Origin of the sequence: Brachybacterium halotolerans, from assembly GCF_016623465.1 — a bacterium.
Taxonomy (GTDB): Bacteria; Actinomycetota; Actinomycetes; order Actinomycetales; family Dermabacteraceae; genus Brachybacterium; species Brachybacterium halotolerans.
The window spans coordinates 76,389-101,696 of the sequence record NZ_JAEDAJ010000008.1 but is presented as its reverse complement, the minus strand read 5'-3'; the positions used below and the strand labels follow the sequence as shown (position 1 = coordinate 101,696).

Here is a 25,308-nt window from a genome sequence, read left to right as displayed (position 1 = left end):
AGGCTCCATGGTCACCCGCCAGTTCCCCAAGCCCGACGAGATCTTCGAGCTGATGAAGTTCCGCAAGCCCTCGCTCGACTTCACCGGGACCCGACTGGAGAAGGCGCAGTCCATCTACGACCTGCGGAAGATCGCCAAGCGCCGCACTCCGGCCGCGGCCTTCGACTACACCGACGGCGCCGCCGAGCGCGAGATCTCGATGCACCGTGCCCGCAAGGCCTTCGAGGACGTCGAGTTCCATCCGGGCATCCTCACCGACGTCTCCCACGTCGATCCGAGCGTGGAGATCCTCGGCGGCCCCTCGGCGCAGCCCTTCGGCATCGCCCCCACGGGCTTCACCCGGCTCATGCAGACCGAGGGCGAGATCGCCGGCTCGGGCGCCGCGGGCGCCGCGGGCATCCCCTTCACGCTGTCCACCCTGGGCACCACCTCGATCGAGGACGTGCACGCCACGAACCCGCACGGGCGCAACTGGTACCAGCTGTACGTCATGAAGGACCGGTCGATCTCCTACGGGCTGGTCGAGCGCGCCGCCAAGGCCGGGTTCGACACCCTCTTCTTCACCGTCGACACCCCCGTGGCGGGCGCCCGCCTGCGCGACAAGAAGAACGGCTTCTCGATCCCGCCGCAGCTCACCCCCGGCGTGGTCATCAACGCGATCCCGCGGCCCTGGTGGTGGATCGATTTCCTGACCACCCCGAAGCTCGAGTTCGCCTCGCTCACCTCGACGGGGGGCACCGTCGGCGAGCTGCTGGACTCCGCGATGGACCCGTCGATCGACTACGACGACCTGCGCGAGATCCGCGCGATGTGGCCCGGGAAGATCGCCATCAAGGGCGTGCAGAACGTCGAGGACGCGAAGAAGCTCGCCGACCTGGGCGTCGACGCGATCGTGCTCTCCAACCACGGCGGCCGCCAGCTCGATCGGGCGCCCGTGCCCTTCCACCTGCTGCCCGAGGTCAAGCGCGAGGTCGGCTCGGCCACGGAGATCATCGTGGACACCGGCATCATGCACGGCTCCGACGTGGTCGCCGCGATGGCCCTCGGCGCCGACTTCACGCTCGTGGGCCGCGCCTACCTCTACGGCCTCATGGCCGGCGGACGTCGCGGCGTGGACCGCACCATCGAGATCCTCTCCGAGGAGGTCGCCCGCACCATGCGCCTGCTCCAGGTGCACTCGATCGAGGAGCTCGAGCCGCGCCACGTCACGCAGCTGCGTGACCTCGAGCCGATCCCCCAGCCCGGCGTGCACGAGGGTGCCGAGGGGTGACGTCCGACCCGGGGCCGGGGCCTGCGCGCTGCAGACCGGGCAGGCACCCGCCCCGGGGGTGGAAAGCTCCCGCCGATCTCGGTGCTCGTCAGTGCTTGCGGGCGCGCATGCGCGGCGGGGCCGCGAGCATCTGGAGGTCCAGCTGACGCAGCACCACGTCGGCCGCCTCGGGGTCGATGCCGGGCTCCGATCGCGCCAGGAGCACCTCGGTGCGCGCGGCGTCCAGGCCCACGGTCTGCGCGGCGACCATGAGCTCGCGCCCCCGCTTCATCTTCTTGCGCCGCGCGGCGAGGGCCTTCTGCGCCTCGGGGTCCACCGGTGAGCCGTCGGGGTTGATCGCGCTCATCGCCTGCGTCGTGGAGTCCAGCTCCTGGCGCAGGCCCTTGAAGCGCTTCTTCACCGCGCGCATCTGCTCCTCGGTGAGCTCGCCGGTCTCCTCGAAGCGCTCGTGGATCGCACCCAGGGCGGCGCGCTGCGCACGGTGGGTGAGCTCGGCGATCTCCTGGTCGGCGACCGTGCCGTCGTCCTGGAGCTTGAGCAGGCGCAGCAGCCAGCCCAGCCCGAGGCCCGTCGGCACCAGGGTCACCAGCAGCACCGAGCAGGCCACGATCACCATCATGTTGCGGGCGTCGGCCTCCGCCCCGGAGACCCCCGAGGTGGGGATCGCGAGGGCCAGGGCCAGGGTCGCCAGGCCGCGCATCCCGCACCAGGTGAGGACCGAGGAGTCCTTGAGCGAGAGGACCTCGCCGGCGTCGAAGCGGACGATCGGCTTGATGAGGAGCATGCCCACCAGTCGCACCGCCACCACGATCACGCAGGCCACGGCCGCGACGGGGAGGTAGCGGAGCACGTCCGCGCCCTCGTTCGCGACGATGTCGCGCAGCTGCATGCCCATCAGACCGAAGGCGAGGCCGGTGACCAGCAGGTTCGCCACGTCCCAGAAGGTCGCGCGCGAGATCCGGGCCTCGGAGTCCTCCGCGCGGGCGCGGCGGCGGGTCTCCAGCGCGGTGACCACCACGGCGATCACCCCGGAGGCGTGCAGCTCCTCGGCGAGCATGTAGGCGGCGAAGGGGACCACGACGCTCATCGCGGTGCGCGCGGCCGTCGTGGTCACGCGGTGCGAGGCGAAGCGGTAGAGGAAGCCGATCACGAGGCCGATCGCGACGGCGATCGCGGCGCCCACGAAGAAGTTCAGCACGAGGCCCACGCCCTGGCCCACACCCAGGGTGTCCGGGCCGGTGAGCGCGCTCAGCGCGGCGGTGAACAGCACGATCGCGACGGCGTCGTTGAACAGGCCCTCGGTCTGCAGGATCGACAGCAGCCGCCTCGGCATCCGCGCGGGGCCGGCGACGGCCTCGACCGCGACCGGATCGGGCGGGGCGACCATCGCTCCCACCATCAGCGCGAGCGGGATGGACACGGCCGGCACGAGCAAGAACACGGCGCCCGCCACGAGCACGGCCGTGGTCGCCGTGAGCCCGACGGCGAGGAACAGCAGCGTGCGCCAGCGGAAGCGGAAGACGGACCAGTCGGTCTTCTGCGCGGTCGCGAACAGCAGCGGCGGCAGGAACAGGGGGAGGATCAGGTCCTCGTCGATCTCGAGGTGCTGGAGACCGGGGATGCAGGCGATCGCGGAGCTCGCCAGGAGCATGAGGATCGGATAGGGGAGTCGCAGACGCTCGCCCAGGGCGACGCAGACGACGGTGACGGCGAGCAGGCCGATGACCAGCGCCAGGTTGATCATGGGCGGCTCCGGGGTCGTGGGCGCCGGCTGCGCGGGACCGGCAGCGACGGGCGGTCAGGGGCTTCGGGCGAAGCGGACACACACCGCCGGTGGGGTCCGAGGTCGCGGGAGCCCTCCCACTCTATCGCCCGGCCCGTGCGGCACCTGCTCGCCGGCTGGACGTGCAGGTGCCGCAGGACGACCCGGCGGCGTCAGCAGTAGGCGGTCGTCGCGGTGGTGCGCACGTACTTCTTCGTCGCCTTCTTGGTGAGCTTCTTGTACGAGCAGGACTCGAGCTTCTTGCCCTTGGAGTTGTACGTCCGGGCGGTGTCGTGGGTGTTGTTCCAGATGTAGCTCTTGGTGCCCCAGTACAGGGTGGAGGAGGTGTTCTTCCCCTTGCCCGAGCGGATCGTGAGGGTCTTGCCGGGCTTGATCTTGGTGCCCTTGGGGAAGCGGAAGCGCTGCGGGCCGTTGTCGCGCAGCGTGTACCCGGTCAGCGAGAGGGTCTTCTTCCCCGTGTTCTTGAGGACGATGTACTCCTTGTTCAGGTGGCCGTTCTTCCAGGTGTCGCGGCCCGAGGGGTCGTAGACGATCTTCACGATGTCCAGCGGCTTCTTCGTCGCCGCATCGGCCGACGGGGCGACCGCGATCGGGCCCGCGACGAGCGCGAGCAGCAGCATGAGGGCGAGCAGGGGCCGGACGCGGACGTCCTGGAATCGGGCGCGCTGGAGGAGGGGCAGATGCATGGTGACCTCTGGAGGATCTGAGGGGCCGCGGGGCGTCATCGTCCTGCGGGGACCCGGTCCGACGGGGATATGTCGGAAGATAGCACCCGGAACGGAGGCCGGCACCCCCTGAGCGATGTCGTCTGCGCGACATCGCCCAGGGGTGCCGTCAGAGGGACTCCTGCCAGGCCCGGTAGAGCGCGGCGAAGCGGCCGCCGGCGGCGACCAGCTCGGCGGGGGAGCCGTCCTCGACGACCTCGCCTCCGTGGACCACGAGCACCCGGTCGGCGATCATCACCGTCGAGAGGCGGTGGGCGATGATCAGCGCCGTCCGCTCGCCGAGCAGCTTGGTCAGCCCCTCCTGGACCATGCGCTCGCTGGGGATGTCCAGCGAGCTCGTGGCCTCGTCGAGGATCAGCACGCGCGGATCGGCGAGGAAGGCGCGGGCGAAGGAGATCAGCTGCCGCTGACCGGCGGAGACGCGGCCGCCGCGCTTGTTCACGTCGGTGTCGTAGCCGTCGGGGAGGTTCTCGATGAAGTCGTCCGCGCCGATGGCGCGGGCCGCCCGCTCGATGTCCTCGCGCGGGGCACCGGGCATGCCCAGCTCGATGTTGTCCGCGACCGTCCCGGAGAACAGGTAGGCCTCCTGGGTGACCATGACGATGTTGCGCGTCAGGTCCTCCATGGAGATGTCCCGCAGATCCACGCCGTCCAGCAGCACCTCGCCCTCGGTCGCGTCGTAGAAGCGGCTGATGAGCTTCGCGACCGTCGACTTGCCCGCGCCCGTCTGCCCCACCAGGGCGATCGTCTGCCCCGGAGGGATGTGGAGGTCCAGGGGCTTCAGGACGAGGGGGCCGTCGGCCGTGTAGCGGAAGGAGACGTCCTCGAAGTCGACGCGCCCGGTGGAGGCCGGCATCGGCGTGGGGTGCTCGGACTCCTTGACGCTCGGCGACTCCGCGAGCAGCGTCGCGATCTTCTCGAGGGCCGACAGCCCGCTCTGCAGCGTGTTGTAGAAGCTCGCGAGCTGGTCGATGGGCTGGAAGAAGCGCCGCGAGTACAGCGCGAGCGCCACCAGCGACCCCACCTCGAGGTGGCCGCCGAGCACGCGGAAGCCGCCCACGAGCAGCACCACCGCGATCGTCGCGTTGGCGAGGATGCGCAGGGCCGGCTGGTAGATGCCGAAGGTCATCGTCGAGGCCAGCGAGGCGTCCCGATAGTCCTGGGCGAGGTCGTCGAAGCGCTTCTCGTCGGCCGGCTCCTTGCGGAAGGCCTGGACGGCGCGGATGCCGCCCATGGTCTCCACGAAGTGGACGATGAGCCGCGCGGAATGGGTGCGGATCTGCCGGTACTGCTCGCGCGAGCGCTTCTGGAACCAGCTGGTGAGCATGACGCCGGGGATCAGCATCAGCAGCATGACCACGCCGGTCACCCAGTCCATGGTGACGATGAGGATCACCGTGAACACCATCGAGAGGGTGGAGCCGACGAGGATGTCGACGCCGGAGTCGACGAGCTCCCGCAGGGCCTCCATGTCGGAGGTCTGGCGGGAGACCATGCGGCCGGAGGTGTAGCGCTCGTGGAACTCGAGGTCCTGCTTCTGGGTGAAGCGGAAGACCTTCCGGCGCAGGCTCAGCAGCATCCGCTCGCCGACCACGGTGCCCTGGCGGACGTACCCGAAGGTCAGCACGCCGCCGACGATCGCGCAGCTCAGGTGCAGGGCGGCGGCGCCGAGCGCGGGCGCGGGGTTGCCCTCGACCATCGGCGTGAGGGCGTTGTCGATGCCCCAGGCGATGATCGCGGGGCCCGCGACGACCGCGAGCTGGGCGATCACGACCATCACGCTCATGGCGGCGAACTGGCCGCGCACGGGGTGCAGCAGCTCGCGCAGCAGGGTCAGCGAGCGGGACCGGGCCTGCCTGTTCTCCTCGGGGGAGAGGACGCGCTGCTCCTCGTCCTCCTCACGTGCGGGGGCGCTCATCGCTCGCCCTCCTTCCCTGCGGTCTCCTGGACTTCCCGCAGATCGAGCTCCCCGGTGAGGGTCTCGATGTCCTGGTTGCTGCGGGCCTCCTCCTCCTGGTTGGCGATCACGTACCGGTAGCGGGCGGAGCTGCGCATGAGGTCGGTGTGGGTGCCCACCGCGACGATCTCCCCGTGGTCGATGAGCGCGACGCGATCGGCGAGGGCCACCGTCGAGGTGCGGTGGGCGACGATCAGCGTGGTGGTGCCCTCGAGCACCTCGCGCAGACGGTCGGTCACCCGCTCCTCGGTCTTCGTGTCCAGGGCCGACAGCGGGTCGTCGAGCAGCAGCACCGAGGGCCGCGCCGCGATCGCGCGGGCGAGCGCCAGGCGCTGGCGCTGGCCGCCGGAGAGGCTCATGCCCTCCTCGCCGATGCGGGTGTCCAGGCCGTCGGGCAGATCGAGGGCGAAGCCCGCGTCGGCCGTGCGCAGCGCGAGGTGCAGCAGCTCCTCGGACTGCTCGGGGGTGAGCGTCTCGTCGGCCCCGAGCATGACGTTGCCGCGCACGGTGTCGGAGAACAGGGTGGCGTCCTCGAAGGCGACCGCCGTCAGCGAGCGCAGGTCCACGAGGTCCATGTCGCGCACGTCGACGCCGTCGATGGTGATGCGGCCGGCGGTGACGTCGTAGAGGCGGGGGATCAGCTGCAGCAGCGTGGACTTGCCGCTGCCGGTGACGCCCACCAGCGCCATGGTCTCCCCGGGGCGGATGTGCAGGTCGGCGCCGTCGATGACGTCGGGGATGCGCGAGGGGGCGTCGGCGTAGCGGAAGTGGACGCCGGTCAGGCGCACGTCGCCGCGCGAGCCGGCGGGGGCGGGCTCGTCCGCGCTCTCGGGCGAGGTGATGTCGTTGGACAGGTCCATGACCTCGAAGTGGCGGTCGAGCGCCGTGTTCGTGTTGATCGCCTGGCCCAGGTGGTTGCCGAGCATCCGCACCGGGCCGATCACCATCGTCGCGGTCGCGAAGTAGGAGGCCATCTGCCCCACGGTCATGTTCCCGTGCGCCGTCTCGTACAGCCCCAGCAGCAGCGCGAGGCCGAGGGCGAGCTCGGGGAGCATGAACATGAACATGTTGAAGGTGGCCATGGCCGTCGCCATCTTCACCTCGGTGCGGCGCAGCTCGTCGGCCTGCGCGGTGAAGCCCTCGAGGGCCGTCGGGCCGCGGCCGAAGGCCTTGAGCACGCGGATGCCCTGCACGGACTGCTCGATGGTGGTGGCGAGGTCGCCGTTCTGGTCCTGCGAGAGGCGCGAGAGGTAGGCGAAGCGCTGGTTGAAGCGGAAGGCCAGGATGCACACCGGCACCGCCGCGCAGACGAAGATCAGCGCGAGCAGCGAGCTCGAGCGGAACAGCAGCACCATGCCGACGATGATCGTGACCACGTCGGTGACGATCATGATCATGCCGAAGGCGACCCAGCGGCGGATCAGGCTGATGTCGCTCATCATGCGCGAGAGCAGCTGGCCGGACCCCCAGGCGTCGTGGAAGGCGACGGGCAGGTGGATGACCTTGCGGTAGAAGCTGACGCGCATCTCCTTCTCGACCGTGGTCGAGGGCGAGACGGCGAACATGCGTCGCAGCCAGATGAGGGAGGCCTCGAGGAGCCCGATGCCCATCACCAGCGCGCCGCCGGTCCACACCGCGGCGGCGGTCGGATCGGCGTCCAGGCGGTTGATGATCCATTCGAGGGCCTGCGGGATGAGCAGGGCGCTCGTGGAGGCGACGAGCGCACTGAGGAGTCCGAGGAAGAGGCGGAAGCGGATGGGGCGGACCGTCTGCCAGAGACGGCCCATGGACGCGATCATGAAGAGGCGGCACCTCGCTGTGCGGTGATGGGCGGGGGAGTGCGGCGCGGGCTGAGGAGGCGGAGCGGGCGGGGAGGACGGTCCAGCCCGGATGCTCCGACGGGTCGGGGCACCGGGCTGAGGCTGAGAAGGGGCGGGATGCGGGGCGGGCCGGTCCGGCGGGCTCCGGGGGCATCGGGAGCCTCGTGCGGACCGGCCCTTTAGCCTAGTCAACGATCACGTGGGAATCCAGAGGATTCCGAGGCGTGATCGGAGCGGGACGTCGAGTCGGGCCGGACGACGGCGCGGCGTCGCGGGTGGTCCCTCGGTCCTGTGCGGTCGCTGCGGCCGCTCGGCGCGGTTCAGTCCCGCGCGGGCTTCGCGTCCGAGAGCAGCGCCGCGGCGCCCGCGCTCGCGCCGGCGACGGCCAGCACGGACGGCCAGGGGCCGATCTTCTTCGCGAGCGGGTGGGAGAGCCCGAAGCCCAGCACGTACAGCGCGCTCAGCGCCGCGGTGGTGCCGGCGCCGCGCTTGGCGAGCCAGGTGCGGCCCGCATAGACGCCTGCGGCGGCGAGGACGACGCCGCCGAGCGGGCGGATGCCCGTCTCCCGCGCGGTGATCCAGCCGCCCAGCAGACCTGTGGCGACGACGGGGGCGGTGCGGACGGACTCGGCGGGCTTCAGCGCGGTGGAGGTGCTCATGGGGCCGAGCCTATGACGCGACGCTGGACAGGTGCAGGGGGTGTGTGAGGCGGCGGGGTCGGGCCGTCACCGCACTGCACCGCATCGCTCACCGCACCGCGGCGGCTCCGTGGGCGGGCACGGTGCCGGGAGCGGCGGGGCCGACGGCATCGAGCATGTCGGCGCCCGAGACCTGCGTGAGGACCTCCGCGTCGTTCGGCAGGTCGAGGGGCTCGTCGCCGAGGTTGAGCCAGAGGGCGAGGCCGCGCGGGGTATCGGACGGGGCGAGGCCGTCGGGCTCGAGCACGATGCGCACGGACGCGTTGGTCAGCGAGTCCTCGTCCACGCGGATCCGGGCGGTCGCGAGCCATCCCTCGCGGCGGCGCAGGCCGAGCAGGCGCTGATGCACCTCGAAGAGGCGCGGCGCGGCGGGGCGGGCGAGCAGCGCGAGCGAGGGGGAGGTGCCGACGGGGATCTCGCCGTGCCAGGTGCCGTCGGGTCCGATGCCCGAGCGCAGGGCGTCGGGCGAGGCGGGGAACAGGGGACGCACGGCGTCATCCCCGCCCGCGCGCTCCTCCTTGGTGCCGACGGCGCCCATCTCGTCGCCCGCATAGATGGCGGGGATGCCCGGCAGCAGTGCGAGCAGGGCGAACGCGACCGCGAGGTCACGCCCGTCCTCGAGCTGCGAGGCGATGCGCGTGGTGTCATGGTTGCCCAGGAAGGTCAGCGGCAGGAAGGGGGCACCCTCGCCGTCGTCTTCTCCGCCGTGCACGAAGGCCTCGTGCCGGCCGATCGCGTGGGCGAGCTCGAAGAGGTTCGTCTCGCGGATCGAGGACCAGATCGCCTTCCACAGCTCGTACTGGGTGATCGAGTCCGCGCCGGAGGCCTCGGCGAAGGCGCGGTAGTCGCCGTGGATGACCTCGCCGAGGATCCACGCCTCCGGGTGCTCTGCCCGCACCATGTCCAGGATCGGCGCCCAGGCCTCGGGGCCCGCCGCGTACATCGCGTCCAGCCGCCAGCCGTCGATCCCGCGGTCGAGCCACAGGTTCATCACCTGGGCGATCCGCTCCTGGACCGCGGGCTCGGCGAGTTTCAGCTCGACGAGGTCCTCGTTGCCCTCGAAGCCGTACGGATGGGCGCCGGACCAGCGGATGCACGCGCCGGCGGGGGAGTCGGGGCCGTCGGCCAGCGCCCGTCGCACCAGCGGATGCAGGTGCGAGACGTGGTTGAAGACGCCGTCGAGCACGAGCGAGATGCCGCGCTCGCGGCATGCCCCGATGAGCGCGTCGAGGTCCGCCTCGTCGCCCAGCCGGGGGTCCACGCGCAGGTGGTCGAGGGTGTCGTAGCCGTGGGAGACGGAGTCGAAGATCGGGTTCAGGATCAGCACGTCCGCGCCGAGCGCGAGCAGGTGGTCGAGCCAGCCGACGATGCGGTCCAGCCGATGGACCACGTTGTCGCCCTGGCGCTCGCCGTAGGTCTCGGCACCCAGGTCCTCGCGGTGCAGCGGGGCGCCGCAGAATCCCAGGGGGTAGACCTGCCAGCAGATCGCGTGCTGCCACCACGGTGCGGCACTGGCACTGGCACCGGCACCCGCAGCGGGGTCAGCGGCTGCCGCGGCGCGGGTGTCGGAGGCGAACGGGGGCAGGGCCTCAGGGGCGGATGAGGTCTCCATCGGGCCATGGTACGGACACGCGCTGTGAGGTGCCTCCCGATCCGAGGGGTCGTCTCCGAGTATCCCCGCCTGACCTCCCAGCGACCCCGCACCCCTGGGAGCGTGTGGTTCCGCGCTGGTGGCGCGGGGTATGTACCACGTGCTGCCGCACGCTGTCCACCTGCACCGCGCGGTCGCTGGCCCCGCTGCGGGCCTCGTCTATGGTGCTGGAGGATCGATGGCGTGCCCGGGTGCTCTGCGTCCCGGTGCCGGGATCCGCGACCGCCCGCAGCAGGACGAGGAGCAGATGACAGCAGGCACCGACCGCACCCCGACCACCCCGGCACCGCCGAGGACGGCCCCTTCGGCCGCACCGCCGAGCGATTCGAGCGGCCCGGCGCCGCGGGCTCCGCGCGGACCTCGTGCGAACCCACCCGTCCTCATCGGCTCTGCCGCCCTGATCGGCGCGGTCGCCCTCTGGGCGATCCTGGCCCCCGCCCAGGCGGGGGTGGTGATCGGAGCGATCGTCACCTGGACCTCGCAGAACCTGGGCTGGTACTACATCGTCACCGCTGGCATCGTCATCGCCTTCGTGCTCTTCCTCGCCCTCGGCCGCACCGGCGCCGTCAAGCTCGGCCCCGACCACGCCCGGCCCCAGTTCAACCTGTTCACCTGGACGGCGATGCTGTTCGCCGCGGGCATCGGCATCGACCTCATGTTCTTCTCGGTCTCCGAGCCGATCTCCCAGTACTACGAGCCGCCCACGGGCGGAGGGCAGAACCTCGAGGCCGCCCGGCAGGCCATCGTCTGGACCCTCTTCCACTACGGGCCCGTGGGCTGGGCGATGTACGCGCTGATGGGCGCGGCCTTCGCCTACTTCGCCTACCGGCGCAACATGCCGCTGAGCATCCGCACGCTGCTCTCGCCGCTGTTCGGACGGCGCATGGACGGCTGGGCCGGCCACACGGTCGACATCGCCGCCGTGCTGGGCACCGTCTTCGGGATCGCGACCTCGCTGGGCATCGGCGTGGTGCAGCTGAACTACGGCCTGCACCAGCTCTTCGGACTACCCGAGGGCGTCGGCGCGCAGATCGGCCTCATCGTGCTGAGCGTGCTGATGGCGACTGTGTCCACCGTGAGCGGCGTCGAGAAGGGCATCCGCCGGCTCTCCGAGCTCAACGTCATCCTCGCGATCGTGCTGCTCGTCTACATCGCCGCCACCGGGAACACGCGCCGCATCCTCGAGGGCCTCGTGATGAACGTCGGCGACTTCCTCTCGCGCTTCCCGGGCATGCTCCTGGACACCTTCGCGTGGGAGCAGCCGGACACCTGGTCGAGCACCTGGACCCTGTTCTTCTGGGCCTGGTGGATCGCCTGGGCGCCGTTCGTGGGCCTGTTCCTCGCGCGGATCTCCCGCGGCCGCTCGCTCCGCCAGTTCGTCCTGGGCGTGCTGGTGGTGCCGTTCCTGTTCATCGCCCTGTTCATCTCGGTGTTCGGCAACAGCGCCCTCGAGCTCGTGATCGGCGGGGACGACGCCTTCGGACAGGTCGCGATGGCCACACCCGAGCGCGCCTTCTACGACCTGCTCGCCCAGTACCCGGGCGCGACGCTGCTCATCGGCCTCGCGACCCTCACCGGCCTGCTGTTCTACGTGACCTCGGCCGACTCGGGCGCGCTCGTCCTCGCGAACTTCACCTCCGTGATCGAGGACCCGAAGCAGGACGGCGCCACCTGGCTGCGCGTGTTCTGGGCGGTCCTCACCGGCGTGCTCACCCTCGCGATGCTGCTGGTCGGGGGGATCACCACCCTGCAGGGGGCGACGCTCGTGATCGGCGTGCCCTTCTCGATCGTCCTGTACCTGGTGATGATCTCCCTGTACCGCGCGCTGCGCAGCGAGACCCAGCAGGTCGACAGCTTCCGGGCCACCTTGGTGGCCCGCCCCGGCGCCTCCGAGCACTCCTGGCGCTCGCGACTGCGCCGCTCCATGTCCTACCCGCAGCGTGGCGCGACCCTGCGCTACCTCGAGCGCACCGTCGCCCCGGCCCTGCAGGAGGTCGCCTCCGAGATGCGCGATGGCGGCGCTGAGGTCGACGTCGAGCGGCAGGACGTCGAGGGCCATCCCGTGCCCAGCCTCGTGCTGCGCGTGCGCCTGCCCGGATGCGACGACTTCGTCTACCAGGTGCACCCCGTCGCCCAGCCCATGCCGTCCTTCGCCGTGCGCGTCGCCCCCGAGGACGACGACTACTACCGGCTCGAGGTCTTCACCGCGACCGGTTCGCGCGGCTACGACGTGTACGGCTACTCCTCGGAGCACCTGATCACCGATGTCCTGGACCTCTACGAGTCCCACCTAGAGTACCTGCGCGTCTCGCAGGGAGGGGTCGACGGGGCCCTCGCCTCGGCCGTCACCACCGACTGGCACGAGGACTTCCCGGCGGTCGAGGAGGATCCTGAGGGCCCGTCGGCCGACGGGGATCCGGCGCGCGGGGACCGGGCCGACGACGAGCCCGCCCCGGTGCGCTGACCCCGCCCGACCCCACCCCACCCGCCGACAGCACCGACCATCACCCCCAGGGGCCCGCGCCCCACCACGAAGGGAGAGACCATGCCCAGCACCCTGTTCATCGACGGGACCTGGCGCGCCGCCGCCGAGGGCGGCACGCGCGAGATCCGCTGCCCCGCGGACGGCGAGCTCGTCGCCGTCGTCGACGAGGGCACCGAGACGGACACGATCGCCGCGATCGAGGCCGCCCGCCGCTCCTTCGACTCCGGCGTGTGGACCTCCGTCCCGGCCGCCGACCGCGGCGCCCTGCTGCTGCGCGCCGCCGAGCAGCTGCGCGAGCGCAAGGAGGAGTTCTCCCGCGCCGAGTCCCTGGACACCGGCAAGCGCCTCGTCGAGTCGCGCCTGGACATGGACGACATCGCCGCCTGCTTCGACTACTTCGGGCGGATCGCCGCGCAGGACGCCGGCCGCGTGGTCGACGCCGGCGATCCGGACGTGGCCAGCCGCATCGAGCACGAGCCCGTGGGCGTGTGCACGCTGATCACCCCGTGGAACTACCCGCTGCTGCAGGCCGCGTGGAAGATCGCGCCCGCACTCGCCGCCGGGAACTCCTTCGTGCTCAAGCCCGCCGAGCTCACCCCGCACACCGCGATCCTCATGCTGCAGGTGCTCGAGGACCTGGGTCTGCCCGCGGGCGTGGGCAACCTCGTGCTCGGGGCCGGTGCGAGCGTCGGCGGTCCGCTGTCCACGCACCCCGACGTGGACATGGTGTCCTTCACCGGCGGACTCGTCACCGGCCGCCTGATCGCGGAGAACGCCGCGCGCACCGTCAAGAAGGTCGCCCTCGAGCTGGGCGGCAAGAACCCCAACGTGGTCTTCGCCGACGCCGACTTCGACGCGGCCCTGGACAACGCCATGAACGCCGCCTTCGTCCATTCGGGGCAGGTGTGCTCCGCCGGCGCCCGGCTGATCGTCGAGGAGTCCATCGCCGAGAGGTTCGTCGACGAGCTCGTGCGCCGCGCCGAGCAGATCCGCCTGGGCGGCCCCTTCGACGAGGCCGCCGAGACCGGCCCGCTGATCTCGAAGGCCCACCGCGAGAAGGTCGACGCCTACGTGCGCGCCGGCGAGGCCGAGGGCGCGCGCGTGCGCACCGGCGGCGCCTTCGCCACCGGCGAGGGCCTGGACGAGGGCTTCTACTACCAGCCCACCGTCATCGACCAGGTGCGCCGCGGCATGTCCGTCGTGCGCGACGAGGCCTTCGGGCCGACGGTCACCGTCGAGACCTTCACCAGCGAGGACGAGGCGATCGCCATCGCCAACGACACCTTCTACGGCCTCGCCGGCGCCGTCTGGACCCAGGACGCCGGCCGCGCCCAGCGCGTCGCCCGCGCGCTGCGCCACGGCACCATCTGGATCAACGACTTCCACCCCTACCTGCCGCAGGCCGAGTGGGGCGGGTACAAGCAGTCCGGCTCCGGCCGCGAGCTGGGGCCGACGGGCCTCGCGGAGTACCAGGAGGCCAAGCACATCTACCAGAACCTGCGCCCCGCGGTCACCGGCTGGTTCCCCCAGCACTGAGCGCGCGAGCGGCCGCCGGACCGAGCGGGGAACCTGACCGGCCCGTCGGCCCCGCCGCGCCCCGACCCCCGGACACCGAACGAAGGAGAACACCACACATGCAGACCACCCACACCTTCGACTACGTGGTGGTGGGCGGCGGCTCCGCCGGCGCCGCCGTCGCCGCCCGCCTGAGCGAGGACCCCGAGGTGAGCGTCGGCCTCCTCGAGGCGGGCCCCTCGGACCAGGACCACGACGTCGTCCTCCAGCTGGACCGCTGGATGGAGCTGCTCGAGTCCGGCTTCGACTGGGACTACCCGATCGAGCCGCAGGAGAACGGCAACTCGTTCATGCGCCACGCGCGCGCGAAGGTGCTGGGCGGCTGCTCCTCCCACAACTCCTGCATCGCCTTCTGGGCGCCGCGCGAGGACCTCGACGAGTGGGCCGACGTCCACGGCGCCAAGGGCTGGGAGTCCGACCGCACCTACCCGCTGTACACGAAGCTCGAGACCAACGAGGACACCGACGCCCACCACGGGCACGACGGCCCCGTGCACCTCATGAACGTGCCGCCGAAGGACCCCTCGGGCGTCGCCCTGCTCGAGGCCTGCGAGCAGGCGGGCATCCCCCGCACGCGCTTCAACGCCGGGCAGACCGTCGTGAACGGCGCGAACTTCTTCCAGGTCAACCGTCGGGCCGACGGCACCCGGTCCTCGTCCTCCGTCTCCTACCTGCACCCGATCCTCGAGCGCGAGAACCTCACGATCCTCACCGGGTCCTGGGCGCGGGAGCTCCAGTTCGACGACGACCAGCGCTGCACCGGCGTGCAGGTCGTCGACAACGCCTTCGGGCGGCCCTCGCTCATCGAGGCCCGGCGCGAGGTGATCGTCTCCGCCGGGGCGATCAACACCCCGCAGCTGCTCATGCTCTCCGGCATCGGCCCGCGCGAGCACCTCGAGGAGCACGGCATCGACGTGCGCGTGGACTCCCCGGGAGTGGGCGCCCACCTGCAGGACCACCCCGAGGGACTGGTCCAGTGGGAGTCGAAGCAGCCCATGGTCCGCGAGTCCACCCAGTGGTGGGAGATCGGCGTGTTCGCCCCCACCGAGGAGGGCCTGGACCGGCCCGACCTGATGATGCACTTCGGGTCGGTGCCCTTCGACATGCACACCTACCGCGCGGGCTACCCGACGGCGGAGGAGGTCTTCTGCCTCACCCCGAACGTCACCCACGCCCGCTCGCGCGGCACCGTGCGCCTGCGCTCGCGGGACTTCCGCGACAAGCCCAAAGTCGATCCCCGCTACTTCACCGATCCCGAGGGCCACGACATGCGCGTGATGATCGCCGGGATCCGCAAGGCCCGCGAGATCGTCTCCCAGTCGGCCATGGCCGAGTGGGCGGGCCGCGAGCTGTCCCCGGGCATCGAGGCGCAGACCGACGAGGAGCTCGCCGAGTACATCAGCGCCACCCACAACACGGTCTACCACCCGGTGGGCACGTGCCGGATGGGTCCGCTCGACGACGCCGACTCGCCGCTCGACCCGCAGCTGCGCGTCAAGGGCGTCACCGGCCTGCGCGTCGTCGACGCCTCCGCGATGCCCGAGATCGTCACCGTCAACCCCAACATCACCGTGATGATGATGGGCGAGAAGTGCGCGGAGATGATCACCGCAGGGGAGTGATCCCGGGGCGGCGGTGCTCGCGCTGATGGGTGCGGCGTTCGCACCGATAGGACGCCGACTTCGCGCCGATCGGACGCGGGGGCGTCGCTCATGGGCGCGGATGCCGCGTGAGAAGTACGAAACGGTTGCCAAGAGCGCTCTTGGCAACCGTTTCGTACTTCTCACGGGCCGGACTGGCTGGGTGCGCTAAGGAGCGGGGCCGAAGGGGCCGACCGTGTGGTGCGGCGCGGGCTGGCCGACGGCCAGCGGTGCGCAGCGGCGCCGGTCAGTCCGCGAGCTGCTGGTGCTTGGCCTCGGAGGCGACCTCGGCCTGCGCGGCGACCTCGGCGGGGTCGGCGCCGCTCGCGGCGGTGACTACCGCGCCCACGAGCCCCTCCACGAGCGGTGCCCAGCTCAGGCGGGTGCGCTCGACGATGTCGGGCTCGGTGAACTCGAGGGCGGTGCGCGCGGAGAGGATCGCCGAGCCCAGGTCCATGAGGACGACGACGCCCTGGCCGTCGTCGGCCTTCTCGATCGCCGCGCTGATCGCCGCCGCGTCGGTGCCCAGTCCCAGCTGATCGGTCTCGGGGTCCTGCACGCCGGCCGCGATCTCGATGCGGGGCCCGCCGTCGCGGACCATCTGCTGGGCGAGGTCGATGGCGGCCTCGGCGAGCGGACGCGAGTGCGAGACGACGACGATGCCGGTCATGAGGCCGCCTCCCCGTCGGCGCGGGTTTCTCCGTCGGCGCGGGTCTCTCCGTCGGCACCGGCCTCGCCGTCGGGCGTCGGGCCGCCGGGGCGGACCACGTCGGCCAGCGCCTCCCAGAGCAGCGCGGTCGAGGCGGCGCCGGGATCGATGTGCCCGACGGAGCGTTCGCCCAGGTAGGACGCACGCCCCTTGGTGGCCTCCATGGGCCCGGACGCGTCGCGGCCCTCCTGCGCACCGGCGGCTCCGGCGAGGACCGCGCCCTGCAGGGTCTCGCCCGCCCGCTGGTAGGCGTCGAGCGCCGGGACCCAGGCGTCGAGCATGGTCTTCTGGCCGATCATCGACTTGCCGCGCTCCTCGATGCCGTGCACGCCCGCCTGCAGCGCGGCGAACAGGGCGTGGAGGTCGAGCGCGTCGGCCCCCTTCGCGCTGGTCGCGAAGCGCAGGAAGAACGTGCCGTAGAGCGGCCCGGACGCGCCGCCGACGCTCGAGACGAGCGTCATCCCGACCTTCTTCATGAGCGCCTGGACGTCCTCGTACTCGGCGTCGAGGATCCCGGCGACGGCGTCGAAGCCGCGCTGCATGTTCGCGCCGTGGTCGGCGTCGCCGATCGCCGCGTCGAGGTCGGTGAGATACGGGGCGTTCTCGTCGACCAGCTCCGTGCAGCGGCGCAGCCAGGTGGTCAGCTCGGGCAGCCCGAGCTCCGAGACGGGGGTGTTCTCGCTGGTCATCGCCAGCTCCTTTCGTGGTGGCTGATGAGGGGCGGCCGACGGGCCGACCGCCGGGTAAGGCCGACGTGGGCGGCCGACGGGTACGGCCGACGGGCTCAGAGCCCGCGGCGCAGCGCGGGTGTGGCGACCGGCGCGTCCCAGAGCGCGGTGAGCTCCTCGTCCAGGCGCAGCAGGGTGATCGAGGCGCCGGCCATGTCGAGGCTCGTGATGTAGTTCCCGACCAGGTCGCTCGCGACCTCGACGCCCGCCTCCTCGAGGACCGCGTGGGCGTCGGCCGCGAGGATGAAGAGCTCGAGGAGCGGGGTCGCGCCCATGCCGTTGACGAACAGGAGCACCGGGCCCTCGCCGGGGAGCTCGGCCAGGATCGGCTCGAGCATGGTGCGGGCGATCTCGCGCGCCGGGGCGATCCTCTCCCGGCGCCGCCCGGGCTCGCCGTGGATGCCGATGCCGATCTCGATCTCGTCATCGCCCAGCTCGAAGGACGGCTTGCCGTTCGCGGGGACGGTGACCGAGGTCAGCGCCACGCCGAGCGAGCGGGCGTTCTCGTTCACCCTCTCGGCGATCGCGGTGACCTCGTCGAGCGACCGGCCCTCCTCGGCGGCGGCGCCCGCGATCTTCTCGACGAGCACGGTGCCGCCCACGCCGCGGCGGCCGGCGGTGAAGGTGGAGTCCTCGACGGCGACGTCGTCGTTCGTGACGACGCTGCGCACCTCGGTGCCGGACTCGGCATCGGCCAGCTCCGCCGCCATCTCGAAGTTCATGACGTCGCCGGTGTAGTTCTTGACGATCTGCAGCACGCCGGCGCCGCGGTCCACGGCGGCGATCGCGGCGGTGATCTGGTCGGGGACCGGGGAGGTGAAGACCTCGCCCGCGCAGGCCGCGTCGAGCATGCCCTCGCCCACGAAGCCGCCGTGCAGCGGCTCGTGCCCGCTGCCCCCGCCGGAGATGATCGCGACCTTGCCGTCGGCCTTCGAGCGGCCGCGCAGCACCACGCGGTTCTCGAGGTCCACCTGCAGGTCATCGGGATGAGTGAGGGCCATGCCCCGCAGGGCGTCGACGACGACGTCGGCCGTGGCATCGATGAGCTTCTTCATGGCTCGACGCTACCCCGTGCGGTGAGCGGCGTCACGGGGTCGGCGGCCATCGGCCGGGGCCGACGGCCGGCAGGCGACGGCGGCGCGGACTCGCTCACACCTTCGCGGTCGCGGCCGCCGTCGCCCCGTCGGAGTCCTCGAGGGACGCGGCGAGGAGCATCCGGTGCCGCGCGGACGACCCGCCCTTCGGTGCCTCGATCGCGAAGGAGACGTGCGTGGTCCGACCCTCGCGGACCTCGATCTCCTCCGCCCGCCCCAGCGTGCGCTCGCCGTCCCAGGCGAGCACGCGGAGGGTGCCGCTGCGGCGCGAGCGGACGCGGGCGCGCACACGGTCGCCGGAGCGGTGGGCGTCGTGGATGCTCAGCACGGAGCGCCCCAGGCTCGGCCGTCCGCCGAGACCCACGCCGTCGCCCGCCGACTGGATGATCGACTGGGCCGACTCGACCGAGCGGGCGGCCGTGTTCGGGATGACCGGATCCTGCGGCGCGTCGTCCCCAGCTTCGGCCTGGGGGAGCTGCAGCACGCCCCAGCGGAACGGGTCCGCCTGCACACCGGGGAAGGTCGACCAGCCGATGCGGGACTGGCCGGTGCGGTCCTGGGTGTCCGAGTCGTACACGACGACGTTCAGGCCGATGTGCTCGGGATCGATCCCGTTGGGGAGGGCGTCGAAGGGGATGGTCGCCTCGAGGTCGTAGCCCTCGTACGGGTCGCTGATGCGGGAGGCGACGCGCACTCCCGGCGCCGTCTCCGCGAGCGCGCCCTGGTGCTGGTCGTGGTCCCGGCCGGCGGCGACACCGGCCGAGGCCCCGTCGGCGTCGAGGGTGTCCGGGAGGATGCCCAGGATGAACGTCGAGGCCGTCGACTCCGAGTCGCCTCGCGGGTCGATCATGATCTCGACGGAGTCCGTGCGGAAGCGCTGCTTGTTGTCGTCGGCCCCGAGCACAGTGCCCTCGACGTCGTCGACGACGTGCACGAAGACGTGGAGCGCATCCTCGTCGACGGTGACCCAGGCGGAGCCGGAGGCGTCGGCCGCGGTGACCTCCGCGCCCTCCCACAGGGTGCCCACGTCGATCGGATCGCCGGGGTACTCGCCGTCCTCCCGGCGACCGTCCACCTCGACCCCGTCCGAGGTCTTCGCGATCAGACGGGGCACGAGCACGAGCCCCTGCTTCTCCACGTGCGCGGCGCCGTCGCTCACGGCGCGCACGGTCACCGGGTAGATCCCGCCGTGCGGCGCCCGGTTGGCGGTGGGCAGGGACGAGTCCGTGTTCTCGAGGGTGACCTGCACGGTCTTCGTCCCATGGGCGGGGATCGAAGTGCCGGTGAGCGTCGCGGGGTCGGCCGTGATGCCCTCGGGGAGGGTGAGCTCGACGTCCGCGGAGCGGGGGTCGTCGGTGAGGTTGCGGAGCTCGACGTCGAGCGTCTTCGCGAGCCCCGATCCCAGCGCGTGCTGCGTCGGCACCAGCGCGTCCAGGCGCTGCATCCCCAGGCTCTCGGTCCACTCCAGGAACTGCGCGATCTCGGAGCGGGGCGCCAGACCCGCGCGCACCGGGCCGGAGACCTGCAGGGGGAGCACATTGCGGCCCTCGCCGTGTCGAGAGCGCAGGGCCGCCGGCACCTGCACGGCCGTCCCGGTCTCGGCGTCGGAGGCGGGCGTGACGGTGAGCCGGGCCGTCGCGCTGCGTCCCGTCGCGATCGTGCCGAGGGACGTCCGACCCCGAACGGTCCAGCCCTTCGGCGTCTCCAGCGCCACCTCCGCCCGCGGCAGGGCGCTGCGGCCGGCGCGCGCCGTGACCTCCACGGTGAACGGGACGCCGGGGACCACCTCGAAGGCGTCGGCGGTGATCTCCAGGCGGGTTCCCTCGGGCAGCCCGCCCTTCGCCGACGGCAGGGACGCGCCGCGCAGGGCGGCCTCGTCGCCGCTGGTGGGATCCGCGAGCGGCGTGCGGGAATCGAGGAGCGTGAACCAGGCGACGGGGATCTTCGCGGGGTCGGTCGGCGACGGCGGATTCACCGTCCAGCCCTGCGTGGCGTAGGAGTGGATCGACTCGTCGAGCAGGGCGCTCCAGCGCGTGCCGTGCTCCGCGGACTCCGTCCCGTTCCAGGCGCCGAAGACGACGTCGGAGGCGACGGTGGGCTCGAAGCCGTCCGCCACCGCGTCCGGGCCGGTGCCGCCCGTGCCGTCGGAGCCCGAGCGCAGGATCCGGGCGGGGGAGAAGGGCTTCAGCCCCTCGTCGAAGTGCTCGGGGAAGACGTCCTCGCGGCCGGCCATCAGGTAGGCCTCGAGGGCGAAGCGCGCCGCCTGCTGGTGGTTGCCGTGATTGCCCTCGACGGCCGACGGGTTCATCGTCACGATGACGTCGGGCCGCGTCGCGCGCACGACGCGGATGATGCGGCTGAGCACGGCCTTCTCACCCCACACGTCCTGGGTGAGCGGCGCGGAGAGTGTGTAGTAGAAGTCCACGGCGTCGAGGTTGAAGACGTGGCGGATGCCGGCGATGCCCACCGCGGTGCGTTCCTCGGCCTCGCGGATGACGCCCAGCTCGGGGCCCTCCTCGAGGCCGACGGCATTGCCGCCGCCCTCGCCGCGGGTCACCGTGATGACCCCGGCCTCCTGGTCGTGGAACTCGTGCCACTGGCCGAAGGCGGCGAGCGCCCATGCCTCGTCGTCGGGGTGCGCGCCGATGTACAGCACGTCCAGGTCGACGGCGCCGGCGGCCGCGGCCTGCTCGGCGGGCGTGAGCGCGCCGCCGGCGAGTGCTCCGGCGCCGCCCGCGAGGGTGAGGGCGGCGCCGCCGCGCAGGACGCTGCGGCGGGACGGGCGGGTGGTGGTCTGGGGGATCGGGATCATCATTCCTCCTCGAACGGATCCTCGGGATGCGGTGCCCAGCGCTCAGTGCGCGCCGGCGTCCGAGCGCAGCGCGAAGGTGCCCTGGGCGCGGCGCTTGCCCTGGACGGCGTGGTCGGGGATCACCTCCTCGAGGAAGCAGTAGCCGTCGCGGGTGTGCTTGGCGCGCAGGTCGCCGCCGTCGGACGAGCTGGTCAGCGCCCTCCACCAGTCGGTGATGTCGCCCCAGCCGGGGGCGGCGAGCGAGCCGCCGAACTGCTGGACGGCCAGCGCCGAGCACAGCGAGGCGAACTTCAGGCGCTGCTCGAGAGGCCTGCCGGCGAGGGTGCCCAGCACGATCGCCGCGGCGAACACGTCGCCCGCGCCGGTGGTGTCCAGGGCGCGCACGGGGACGGCCGGGCAGTACTCCTCCTCGCCGGTCGAGGAGTCGATCGCGTAGGCGCCCTCGGCACCGTCGGTGACGATCGCGAGCGGCACCTTCTCGGCGAGCGCGCGCACGGCGGCGCCCGGGGTGGAGGTGCGCGTGTAGCCCATGGCCTCGACCGCGTTGGGGGTGAAGGCGTGGCAGTGGGTCAGCGGGGCGAGGTCGGCCGGATCCCAGCGTCCGGTCGCATCGAAGCCGATGTCGGCGAAGATCATCGTGCCCGCCTCCGCCAGGCGGGCCCACCAGGCGGTCTCACCGGCGAGGTCCACGACGGCCGCGCGGGCGGCGGGCGCCTTGTCGATGAGCGTCGAGAGGGGCTCGGGCAGGGGATGGCCGTGCGTGACCATCGCGCGGTCCTGCGGGGTCGCGACGGAGACGGTGAGCGGCGAGTGGAAGCTGGGGAAGCGGCGCGAGGCGTGCAGGTCGATGCCCTCGTCGCGGCTGAGGGTCTCCCACATCCAGTCCGCGTAGGCGTCGTCCCCGAAGCCCGCGACGAGCCCGGTGCGCAGACCCAGGCGCGCGGTCGCGGTCGCGAGGTTCGCGATCCCGCCGGGGCACGATCCGAGCCCTTCGGACCACAGCTCCTCGCCGGGAGCGGGCATCCGCTCGAGACCCGTGAACACGATGTCGAAGAAGACCGTGCCCGAGAGCAGCACGTCCAGCGGCGGGTCCTCGGGCGTGCGCTGCGAGACCAGCGGGTCCCAGTCCCCGGGTGCCGAGGTCATGGCGGGGGCGGGGCCGGTCGACGGGCCGGCCGACGGGTCGGTCGTTGGGGCGGTCTCGTCCATCTCTCTCACTCCGTCTCTCATTCCTTCGAGGCGCCGTCGATCATGCCGCGGATGAAGTGCCGCTGGAGCACCAGGAACAGAATCAGCATCGGCGCGGCGACGATGATCGCGCCCGCGGCGAGCAGGGCGTTGTCGGCGGTGTACTGGCCCTGGAAGTTCGCCAGGCCCAGCGGGGCGGTGCGGTGACGGCCCGACGGGGTCATCACCAGGGCGATGAGGAACTCGTTCCAGGTCCACAGCCCCACCAGCACCACGAGGGTCACGATCGCGGGCCGCGAGGCCGGGACCAGGATCCGCACCAGGGTGCGCAGCGGACCCGCCCCGTCGAGCGCGGAGGCCTCGACGAGGCTCTGCGGCAGGGCGCGGAACTGGGCGCGCATCCAGAAGGTGCCGAAGGCGATCGACTGCGCGATCTGCGGCAGGGCGATCGCGGCGTAGGTGTCGGTGAGGCCCACCGTGCGCAGGTCGTAGAACAGGGGGATCACGATGGCCTCGGCGGGGATCATGAGCCCCAGCAGGAACAGCGGGAACAGCACGCGCGAGCCCGGGAAGCGCATGGTGCCGAAGGCGTAGCCGGTGCCCAGCGACAGGGCCACCGAGACCACCACGACGATCAGCGCGACCACGAGCGAGTTCCCCAGCGAGGCCCCGAAGCCGCCGATCCGCCAGGCGTCGACCAGGTTCTCCGGATGGATCCCGCCGGAGACGCCGATGCGCGGGGAGAAGGCGTCGCGCAGGATCGTGACGACGGGGAACAGCGCGAACACGGCGAACGCCGCGAGGACGACGTAGTTCATGGTGCGCTCGGCGGGGGAGACCCTCATCGTCGGCCCCCTCGCGTCTCCGGACGCTCGTCGATGCGCGTGACCAGCAGGTTGATCGCGAACACGAGGATCGTCAGCACGATCGCGACGGAGCTCGCGGAGCCCACGTCCTTGAGCTCGAAGGCGCGCCGGTAGACCTCGTAGCTGGGCACGGTGGTGGCGTCGCCCGGTCCGCCCGAGGTCGTCATGTAGACGAGGTCGAAGGTCTTCAGGGCGGCGATGATCGTCAGCACGAGCGCCGAGACGATCTCCCCGCGCACCGAGGGCAGGGTGATCGCGAAGAACTCGCGCACCGGACCGGCGCCGTCCAGGCGCGCCGCCTCATAGAGGTCCTCGGGGATGCGGCTCATGCCCGCGAGCAGCAGGAGCATCACCAGGCCCATCTCGAGCCAGGTGCCGATGAACCCCACGGCGGGCAGCGCCGCCCCGGGATCGCCCAGCCAGCCGCGGGCCAGCGAGTCCAGGCCCACGGCGCGCAGCACGGTGTTCAAAGGGCCGTCGGGCGCATAGATGTGCTTCCAGGCGACGGCGACCACGACCAGCGCGACCACCTGCGGCAGGAAGATCACGGTGCGGAAGAGGCCGAGCCCGCGCACCTGCGCACGGCGCAGCACCGCGGCGAGCAGCAGGCCGATCGCGAGCGGCAGCAGCGCGTAGAAGATGATGAGCACGAGCGCGTTGCCGATCGCGGCGAGGAAGCCGCCGTCGTGCAGCAGGTCCGCGTAGTTGCCCAGCCCCACGAACGTCGAGGCACCGATCCCCGACCAGTCGTACAGCGAGAACTGGGCCGAGCGCACGAGCGGGTACAGCGCGAACGCCGCGTAGACCACGAAGCCGGGCAGCAGGAACAGGTACGGCGTGAGCCGGCCCCGGACCACGGCCGACGGGGCGCTCCGGCGCCGTGTCCTCGTGTTCCCCGCGCGCGTGCTCACGAGGCGCCCGTGAAGTCCGCGTAGTCCTTCTGCAGGGCCGCCGCGGCGTCCTTGGGCGAGGACTGCCCGCCGATCAGCTCCTGCAGGGTCGCGCCCGCGGTGTCGGAGAACGTGGGGGTCGCGTAGTCGAGGTAGGGCAGCAGCACGCCGTCGTTCGAGACGGTGTCGAAGGCCTCGAAGATCTCCTTGTTCACGCCCTTCTCCGGAGCGAGGTCGGCGGTGTCCAGCACGGGCATGCCGCCGTTCTCGGCGATCAGCTTCATCGCGTCCTCGCTGGTGATGAAGTCGATGTAGGCCGCGGCCGCGACCTGGTTCTTCGCCTTCGCGGGGATCGAGAACGGCAGACCGGTGCCGCCCGTGGTCGCGACTTTCCCGCCGACGCCGGCGGGCGGGGCCATGAAGTGCAGGTCGTCCCCCATGGCCTTGGCCATGTCGGTGCCCAGCCAGGAGCCGCCGATCAGCAGCACGCCCGTGCCCTTGGTGAAGTCCGCCCAGGCGGCGTCGTAGTCCAGGCCGTTGGGGGAGTCGCCCAGGTACTTCTTCTCCGCCCAGTCGGCGAGCTCGGTGAGGGCGTCGACGTTCTTCGCGTCGGTCCAGTCGCCGCCCGCGTTGCCCATGGCGAGCTTCGTGATCTGCTCGGGGTCCACGTAGGCGGCCTGGAGCGGGCCGAACACGTGGAGCGCCGGCCACTTGTCGAGGTTTCCGAGCATGATCGGCAGCTCGCCGGCCTTCTCCGCCGTCTCCAGGACCGTCCGCAGCTCGTCCCACGAGGTCGGCGGCTCGGCGCCGATGCCCTTCAGCCCCTTCGCGCTGTAGTAGATGCCGCAGACCTCGCCGGTCTGCGGCACGCCCCAGAGAGAGCCCTCGCCGAAGGTCTTCGCGTCCTTCGAGTAGCGGGCCTTGGAGAGCACGGAGTCTGAGAAGCGCTTCGACCAGCCGTACGCCTCCGCATAGCCCGAGAGGTCCAGCAGCTGCCCGGCCTTCACGAACTCGCCCATGTCGGCGCGCGCATTGTTGACCTGCAGGACGTCGGGGACGTCGGCCCCGGAGAGGGTGAGGGCGGTCTGCTTCTGCAGATCGTCGAAGGACTGCTTGACGCGGTCGATCTTCACGTTCGAGAACTTCTTCTCGAAGGCCTTGATGAGGGCGGTGATGGCCTCGTCCTGCGAGCCGCGGACCTCCTGGTCCCACACCCGCAGGGTGATGTCGCCGAGTCCGGCGACGTCGGTGTCGACCTCGTCGGACGACGGGCCGGTGGGGTCGTCGGTGGTGCCGGTGCCGGGAGCGCAGGCGGCGAGGGCGGCCATGCCGCCGACGGCGGTGGCGGAGGCGAGGAACTGGCGACGGTGCATGAGGTCCTCCAGGGGAGCGGGGACCTCAGCTTCCCACAGGTTGC

18 protein-coding genes are annotated in these 25,308 nt (G+C 71.8%); 4 read left to right on the top strand and 14 right to left on the bottom strand.

Annotated features, from left to right (window positions below):
* Positions 1–7 precede the first annotated feature (7 nt).
* The gene (locus I8D64_RS13095) at positions 8–1,270 is read left to right on the top strand and encodes an alpha-hydroxy acid oxidase (RefSeq protein WP_200503229.1); all 1,263 of its coding nucleotides are present in this window, start codon (positions 8–10) and stop codon (positions 1,268–1,270) included.
* Between the two features lie 88 nt (positions 1,271–1,358).
* Here the strand turns inward: I8D64_RS13095 and I8D64_RS13090 are convergent, their stop codons facing one another.
* The 6 genes from I8D64_RS13090 to I8D64_RS13065 all read right to left on the bottom strand — a co-directional run bounded on the left by I8D64_RS13090 (position 1,359) and on the right by I8D64_RS13065 (position 9,865).
* The gene (locus I8D64_RS13090) at positions 1,359–3,014 is read right to left on the bottom strand and encodes a cation:proton antiporter (protein ID WP_200503228.1); all 1,656 of its coding nucleotides are present in this window, start codon (positions 3,012–3,014) and stop codon (positions 1,359–1,361) included.
* Positions 3,015–3,205: 191 nt separating this feature from the next.
* Entirely contained in the window at positions 3,206–3,739 is a 534-nt protein-coding gene (locus tag I8D64_RS13085; RefSeq protein ID WP_200503227.1) for a lamin tail domain-containing protein, read from the bottom strand.
* A 148-nt stretch (positions 3,740–3,887) separates the two neighbouring features.
* Positions 3,888–5,696, bottom strand: a complete 1,809-nt coding sequence (locus I8D64_RS13080) for an ABC transporter ATP-binding protein (RefSeq protein ID WP_200503226.1) — start codon at positions 5,694–5,696, stop codon at positions 3,888–3,890.
* A complete protein-coding gene (locus I8D64_RS13075; RefSeq protein ID WP_200503225.1) occupies positions 5,693–7,534 on the bottom strand; it encodes an ABC transporter ATP-binding protein in 1,842 nt (613 codons plus the stop codon). The genes I8D64_RS13080 and I8D64_RS13075 overlap by 4 nt, the downstream gene beginning before the upstream one ends.
* 341 nt (positions 7,535–7,875) lie before the next feature.
* Positions 7,876–8,214 carry a hypothetical protein gene (locus tag I8D64_RS13070; protein WP_200503224.1) on the bottom strand — a complete coding sequence of 113 codons (339 nt, stop codon included), beginning with the start codon at positions 8,212–8,214 and terminating at the stop codon, positions 7,876–7,878.
* Positions 8,215–8,302: 88 nt separating this feature from the next.
* Entirely contained in the window at positions 8,303–9,865 is a 1,563-nt protein-coding gene (locus I8D64_RS13065) for an alpha-amylase family glycosyl hydrolase (protein ID WP_200503223.1), read from the bottom strand.
* Between the two features lie 286 nt (positions 9,866–10,151).
* On the opposite strand from I8D64_RS13065, the gene betT reads away from it, so the two are divergent.
* From betT to I8D64_RS13050, 3 genes are all read left to right on the top strand, one after another.
* Positions 10,152–12,368 carry a choline BCCT transporter BetT gene (betT, locus tag I8D64_RS13060; protein ID WP_200503222.1) on the top strand — a complete coding sequence of 739 codons (2,217 nt, stop codon included), beginning with the start codon at positions 10,152–10,154 and terminating at the stop codon, positions 12,366–12,368.
* 81 nt (positions 12,369–12,449) lie between these two features.
* A complete protein-coding gene (locus I8D64_RS13055; protein ID WP_200503221.1) occupies positions 12,450–13,925 on the top strand; it encodes an aldehyde dehydrogenase family protein in 1,476 nt (491 codons plus the stop codon).
* A gap of 98 nt (positions 13,926–14,023) precedes the next feature.
* Positions 14,024–15,586, top strand: coding sequence for a GMC family oxidoreductase (locus I8D64_RS13050; RefSeq protein ID WP_200503220.1), 1,563 nt, complete (start codon positions 14,024–14,026; stop codon positions 15,584–15,586).
* 265 nt (positions 15,587–15,851) lie between these two features.
* Here I8D64_RS13050 and dhaM read toward each other — a convergent pair whose 3' ends face one another.
* The 8 genes from dhaM to I8D64_RS13010 form a co-directional block, all read right to left on the bottom strand.
* Complete coding sequence (gene dhaM / locus I8D64_RS13045; RefSeq protein WP_200503219.1) at positions 15,852–16,274, bottom strand: dihydroxyacetone kinase phosphoryl donor subunit DhaM; 423 nt, start codon at positions 16,272–16,274, stop codon at positions 15,852–15,854.
* On the bottom strand, positions 16,271–17,002 hold the full coding sequence (gene dhaL / locus I8D64_RS13040) for a dihydroxyacetone kinase subunit DhaL (RefSeq protein ID WP_200503218.1): 732 nt from the start codon (positions 17,000–17,002) through the stop codon (positions 16,271–16,273). The genes dhaM and dhaL overlap by 4 nt, the downstream gene beginning before the upstream one ends.
* Before the next feature lie 95 nt (positions 17,003–17,097).
* The gene (gene dhaK, locus I8D64_RS13035) at positions 17,098–18,096 is read right to left on the bottom strand and encodes a dihydroxyacetone kinase subunit DhaK (RefSeq protein ID WP_200503217.1); all 999 of its coding nucleotides are present in this window, start codon (positions 18,094–18,096) and stop codon (positions 17,098–17,100) included.
* Between the two features lie 94 nt (positions 18,097–18,190).
* Positions 18,191–20,947 carry a sugar-binding protein gene (locus tag I8D64_RS13030; RefSeq protein WP_200503216.1) on the bottom strand — a complete coding sequence of 919 codons (2,757 nt, stop codon included), beginning with the start codon at positions 20,945–20,947 and terminating at the stop codon, positions 18,191–18,193.
* A 42-nt stretch (positions 20,948–20,989) separates the two neighbouring features.
* Positions 20,990–22,156 (bottom strand): carbohydrate kinase family protein, encoded by a 1,167-nt coding sequence (locus I8D64_RS13025; RefSeq protein ID WP_425490315.1) that lies wholly within the window; start codon positions 22,154–22,156, stop codon positions 20,990–20,992.
* A gap of 17 nt (positions 22,157–22,173) precedes the next feature.
* Positions 22,174–22,980, bottom strand: coding sequence for a carbohydrate ABC transporter permease (locus I8D64_RS13020; protein ID WP_200503214.1), 807 nt, complete (start codon positions 22,978–22,980; stop codon positions 22,174–22,176).
* Positions 22,977–23,912 carry a carbohydrate ABC transporter permease gene (locus I8D64_RS13015; protein WP_425490314.1) on the bottom strand — a complete coding sequence of 312 codons (936 nt, stop codon included), beginning with the start codon at positions 23,910–23,912 and terminating at the stop codon, positions 22,977–22,979. Before I8D64_RS13015 ends, I8D64_RS13020 begins: the two co-directional genes overlap by 4 nt.
* Positions 23,909–25,264: a sugar ABC transporter substrate-binding protein gene (locus I8D64_RS13010; RefSeq protein ID WP_200503213.1), complete on the bottom strand. Its 1,356-nt coding sequence runs from the start codon at positions 25,262–25,264 to the stop codon at positions 23,909–23,911. Before I8D64_RS13010 ends, I8D64_RS13015 begins: the two co-directional genes overlap by 4 nt.
* Positions 25,265–25,308 lie beyond the last annotated feature (44 nt).

What these genes read in the sequence shown, in the direction of transcription:
- I8D64_RS13065 (WP_200503223.1), bottom strand. Translation starts at nt 9,865, where the DNA reads ATGGAGACCTCATCCGCCCCTGAGGCCCTGCCCCCGTTCGCCTCCGAC.
- I8D64_RS13085 (WP_200503227.1), bottom strand. Translation starts at nt 3,739, where the DNA reads ATGCATCTGCCCCTCCTCCAGCGCGCCCGATTCCAGGACGTCCGCGTC.
- I8D64_RS13030 (WP_200503216.1), bottom strand. Translation starts at nt 20,947, where the DNA reads ATGATCCCGATCCCCCAGACCACCACCCGCCCGTCCCGCCGCAGCGTC.
- dhaM (WP_200503219.1), bottom strand. Translation starts at nt 16,274, where the DNA reads ATGACCGGCATCGTCGTCGTCTCGCACTCGCGTCCGCTCGCCGAGGCC.
- betT (WP_200503222.1), top strand. Translation starts at nt 10,152, where the DNA reads ATGACAGCAGGCACCGACCGCACCCCGACCACCCCGGCACCGCCGAGG.
- I8D64_RS13020 (WP_200503214.1), bottom strand. Translation starts at nt 22,980, where the DNA reads ATGAGGGTCTCCCCCGCCGAGCGCACCATGAACTACGTCGTCCTCGCG.
- dhaL (WP_200503218.1), bottom strand. Translation starts at nt 17,002, where the DNA reads ATGACCAGCGAGAACACCCCCGTCTCGGAGCTCGGGCTGCCCGAGCTG.
- I8D64_RS13025 (WP_425490315.1), bottom strand. Translation starts at nt 22,156, where the DNA reads ATGGACGAGACCGCCCCAACGACCGACCCGTCGGCCGGCCCGTCGACC.
- I8D64_RS13075 (WP_200503225.1), bottom strand. Translation starts at nt 7,534, where the DNA reads ATGATCGCGTCCATGGGCCGTCTCTGGCAGACGGTCCGCCCCATCCGC.
- I8D64_RS13080 (WP_200503226.1), bottom strand. Translation starts at nt 5,696, where the DNA reads ATGAGCGCCCCCGCACGTGAGGAGGACGAGGAGCAGCGCGTCCTCTCC.
- I8D64_RS13095 (WP_200503229.1), top strand. Translation starts at nt 8, where the DNA reads ATGGTCACCCGCCAGTTCCCCAAGCCCGACGAGATCTTCGAGCTGATG.
- I8D64_RS13090 (WP_200503228.1), bottom strand. Translation starts at nt 3,014, where the DNA reads ATGATCAACCTGGCGCTGGTCATCGGCCTGCTCGCCGTCACCGTCGTC.
- I8D64_RS13055 (WP_200503221.1), top strand. Translation starts at nt 12,450, where the DNA reads ATGCCCAGCACCCTGTTCATCGACGGGACCTGGCGCGCCGCCGCCGAG.
- I8D64_RS13050 (WP_200503220.1), top strand. Translation starts at nt 14,024, where the DNA reads ATGCAGACCACCCACACCTTCGACTACGTGGTGGTGGGCGGCGGCTCC.
- dhaK (WP_200503217.1), bottom strand. Translation starts at nt 18,096, where the DNA reads ATGAAGAAGCTCATCGATGCCACGGCCGACGTCGTCGTCGACGCCCTG.
- I8D64_RS13010 (WP_200503213.1), bottom strand. Translation starts at nt 25,264, where the DNA reads ATGCACCGTCGCCAGTTCCTCGCCTCCGCCACCGCCGTCGGCGGCATG.
- I8D64_RS13070 (WP_200503224.1), bottom strand. Translation starts at nt 8,214, where the DNA reads ATGAGCACCTCCACCGCGCTGAAGCCCGCCGAGTCCGTCCGCACCGCC.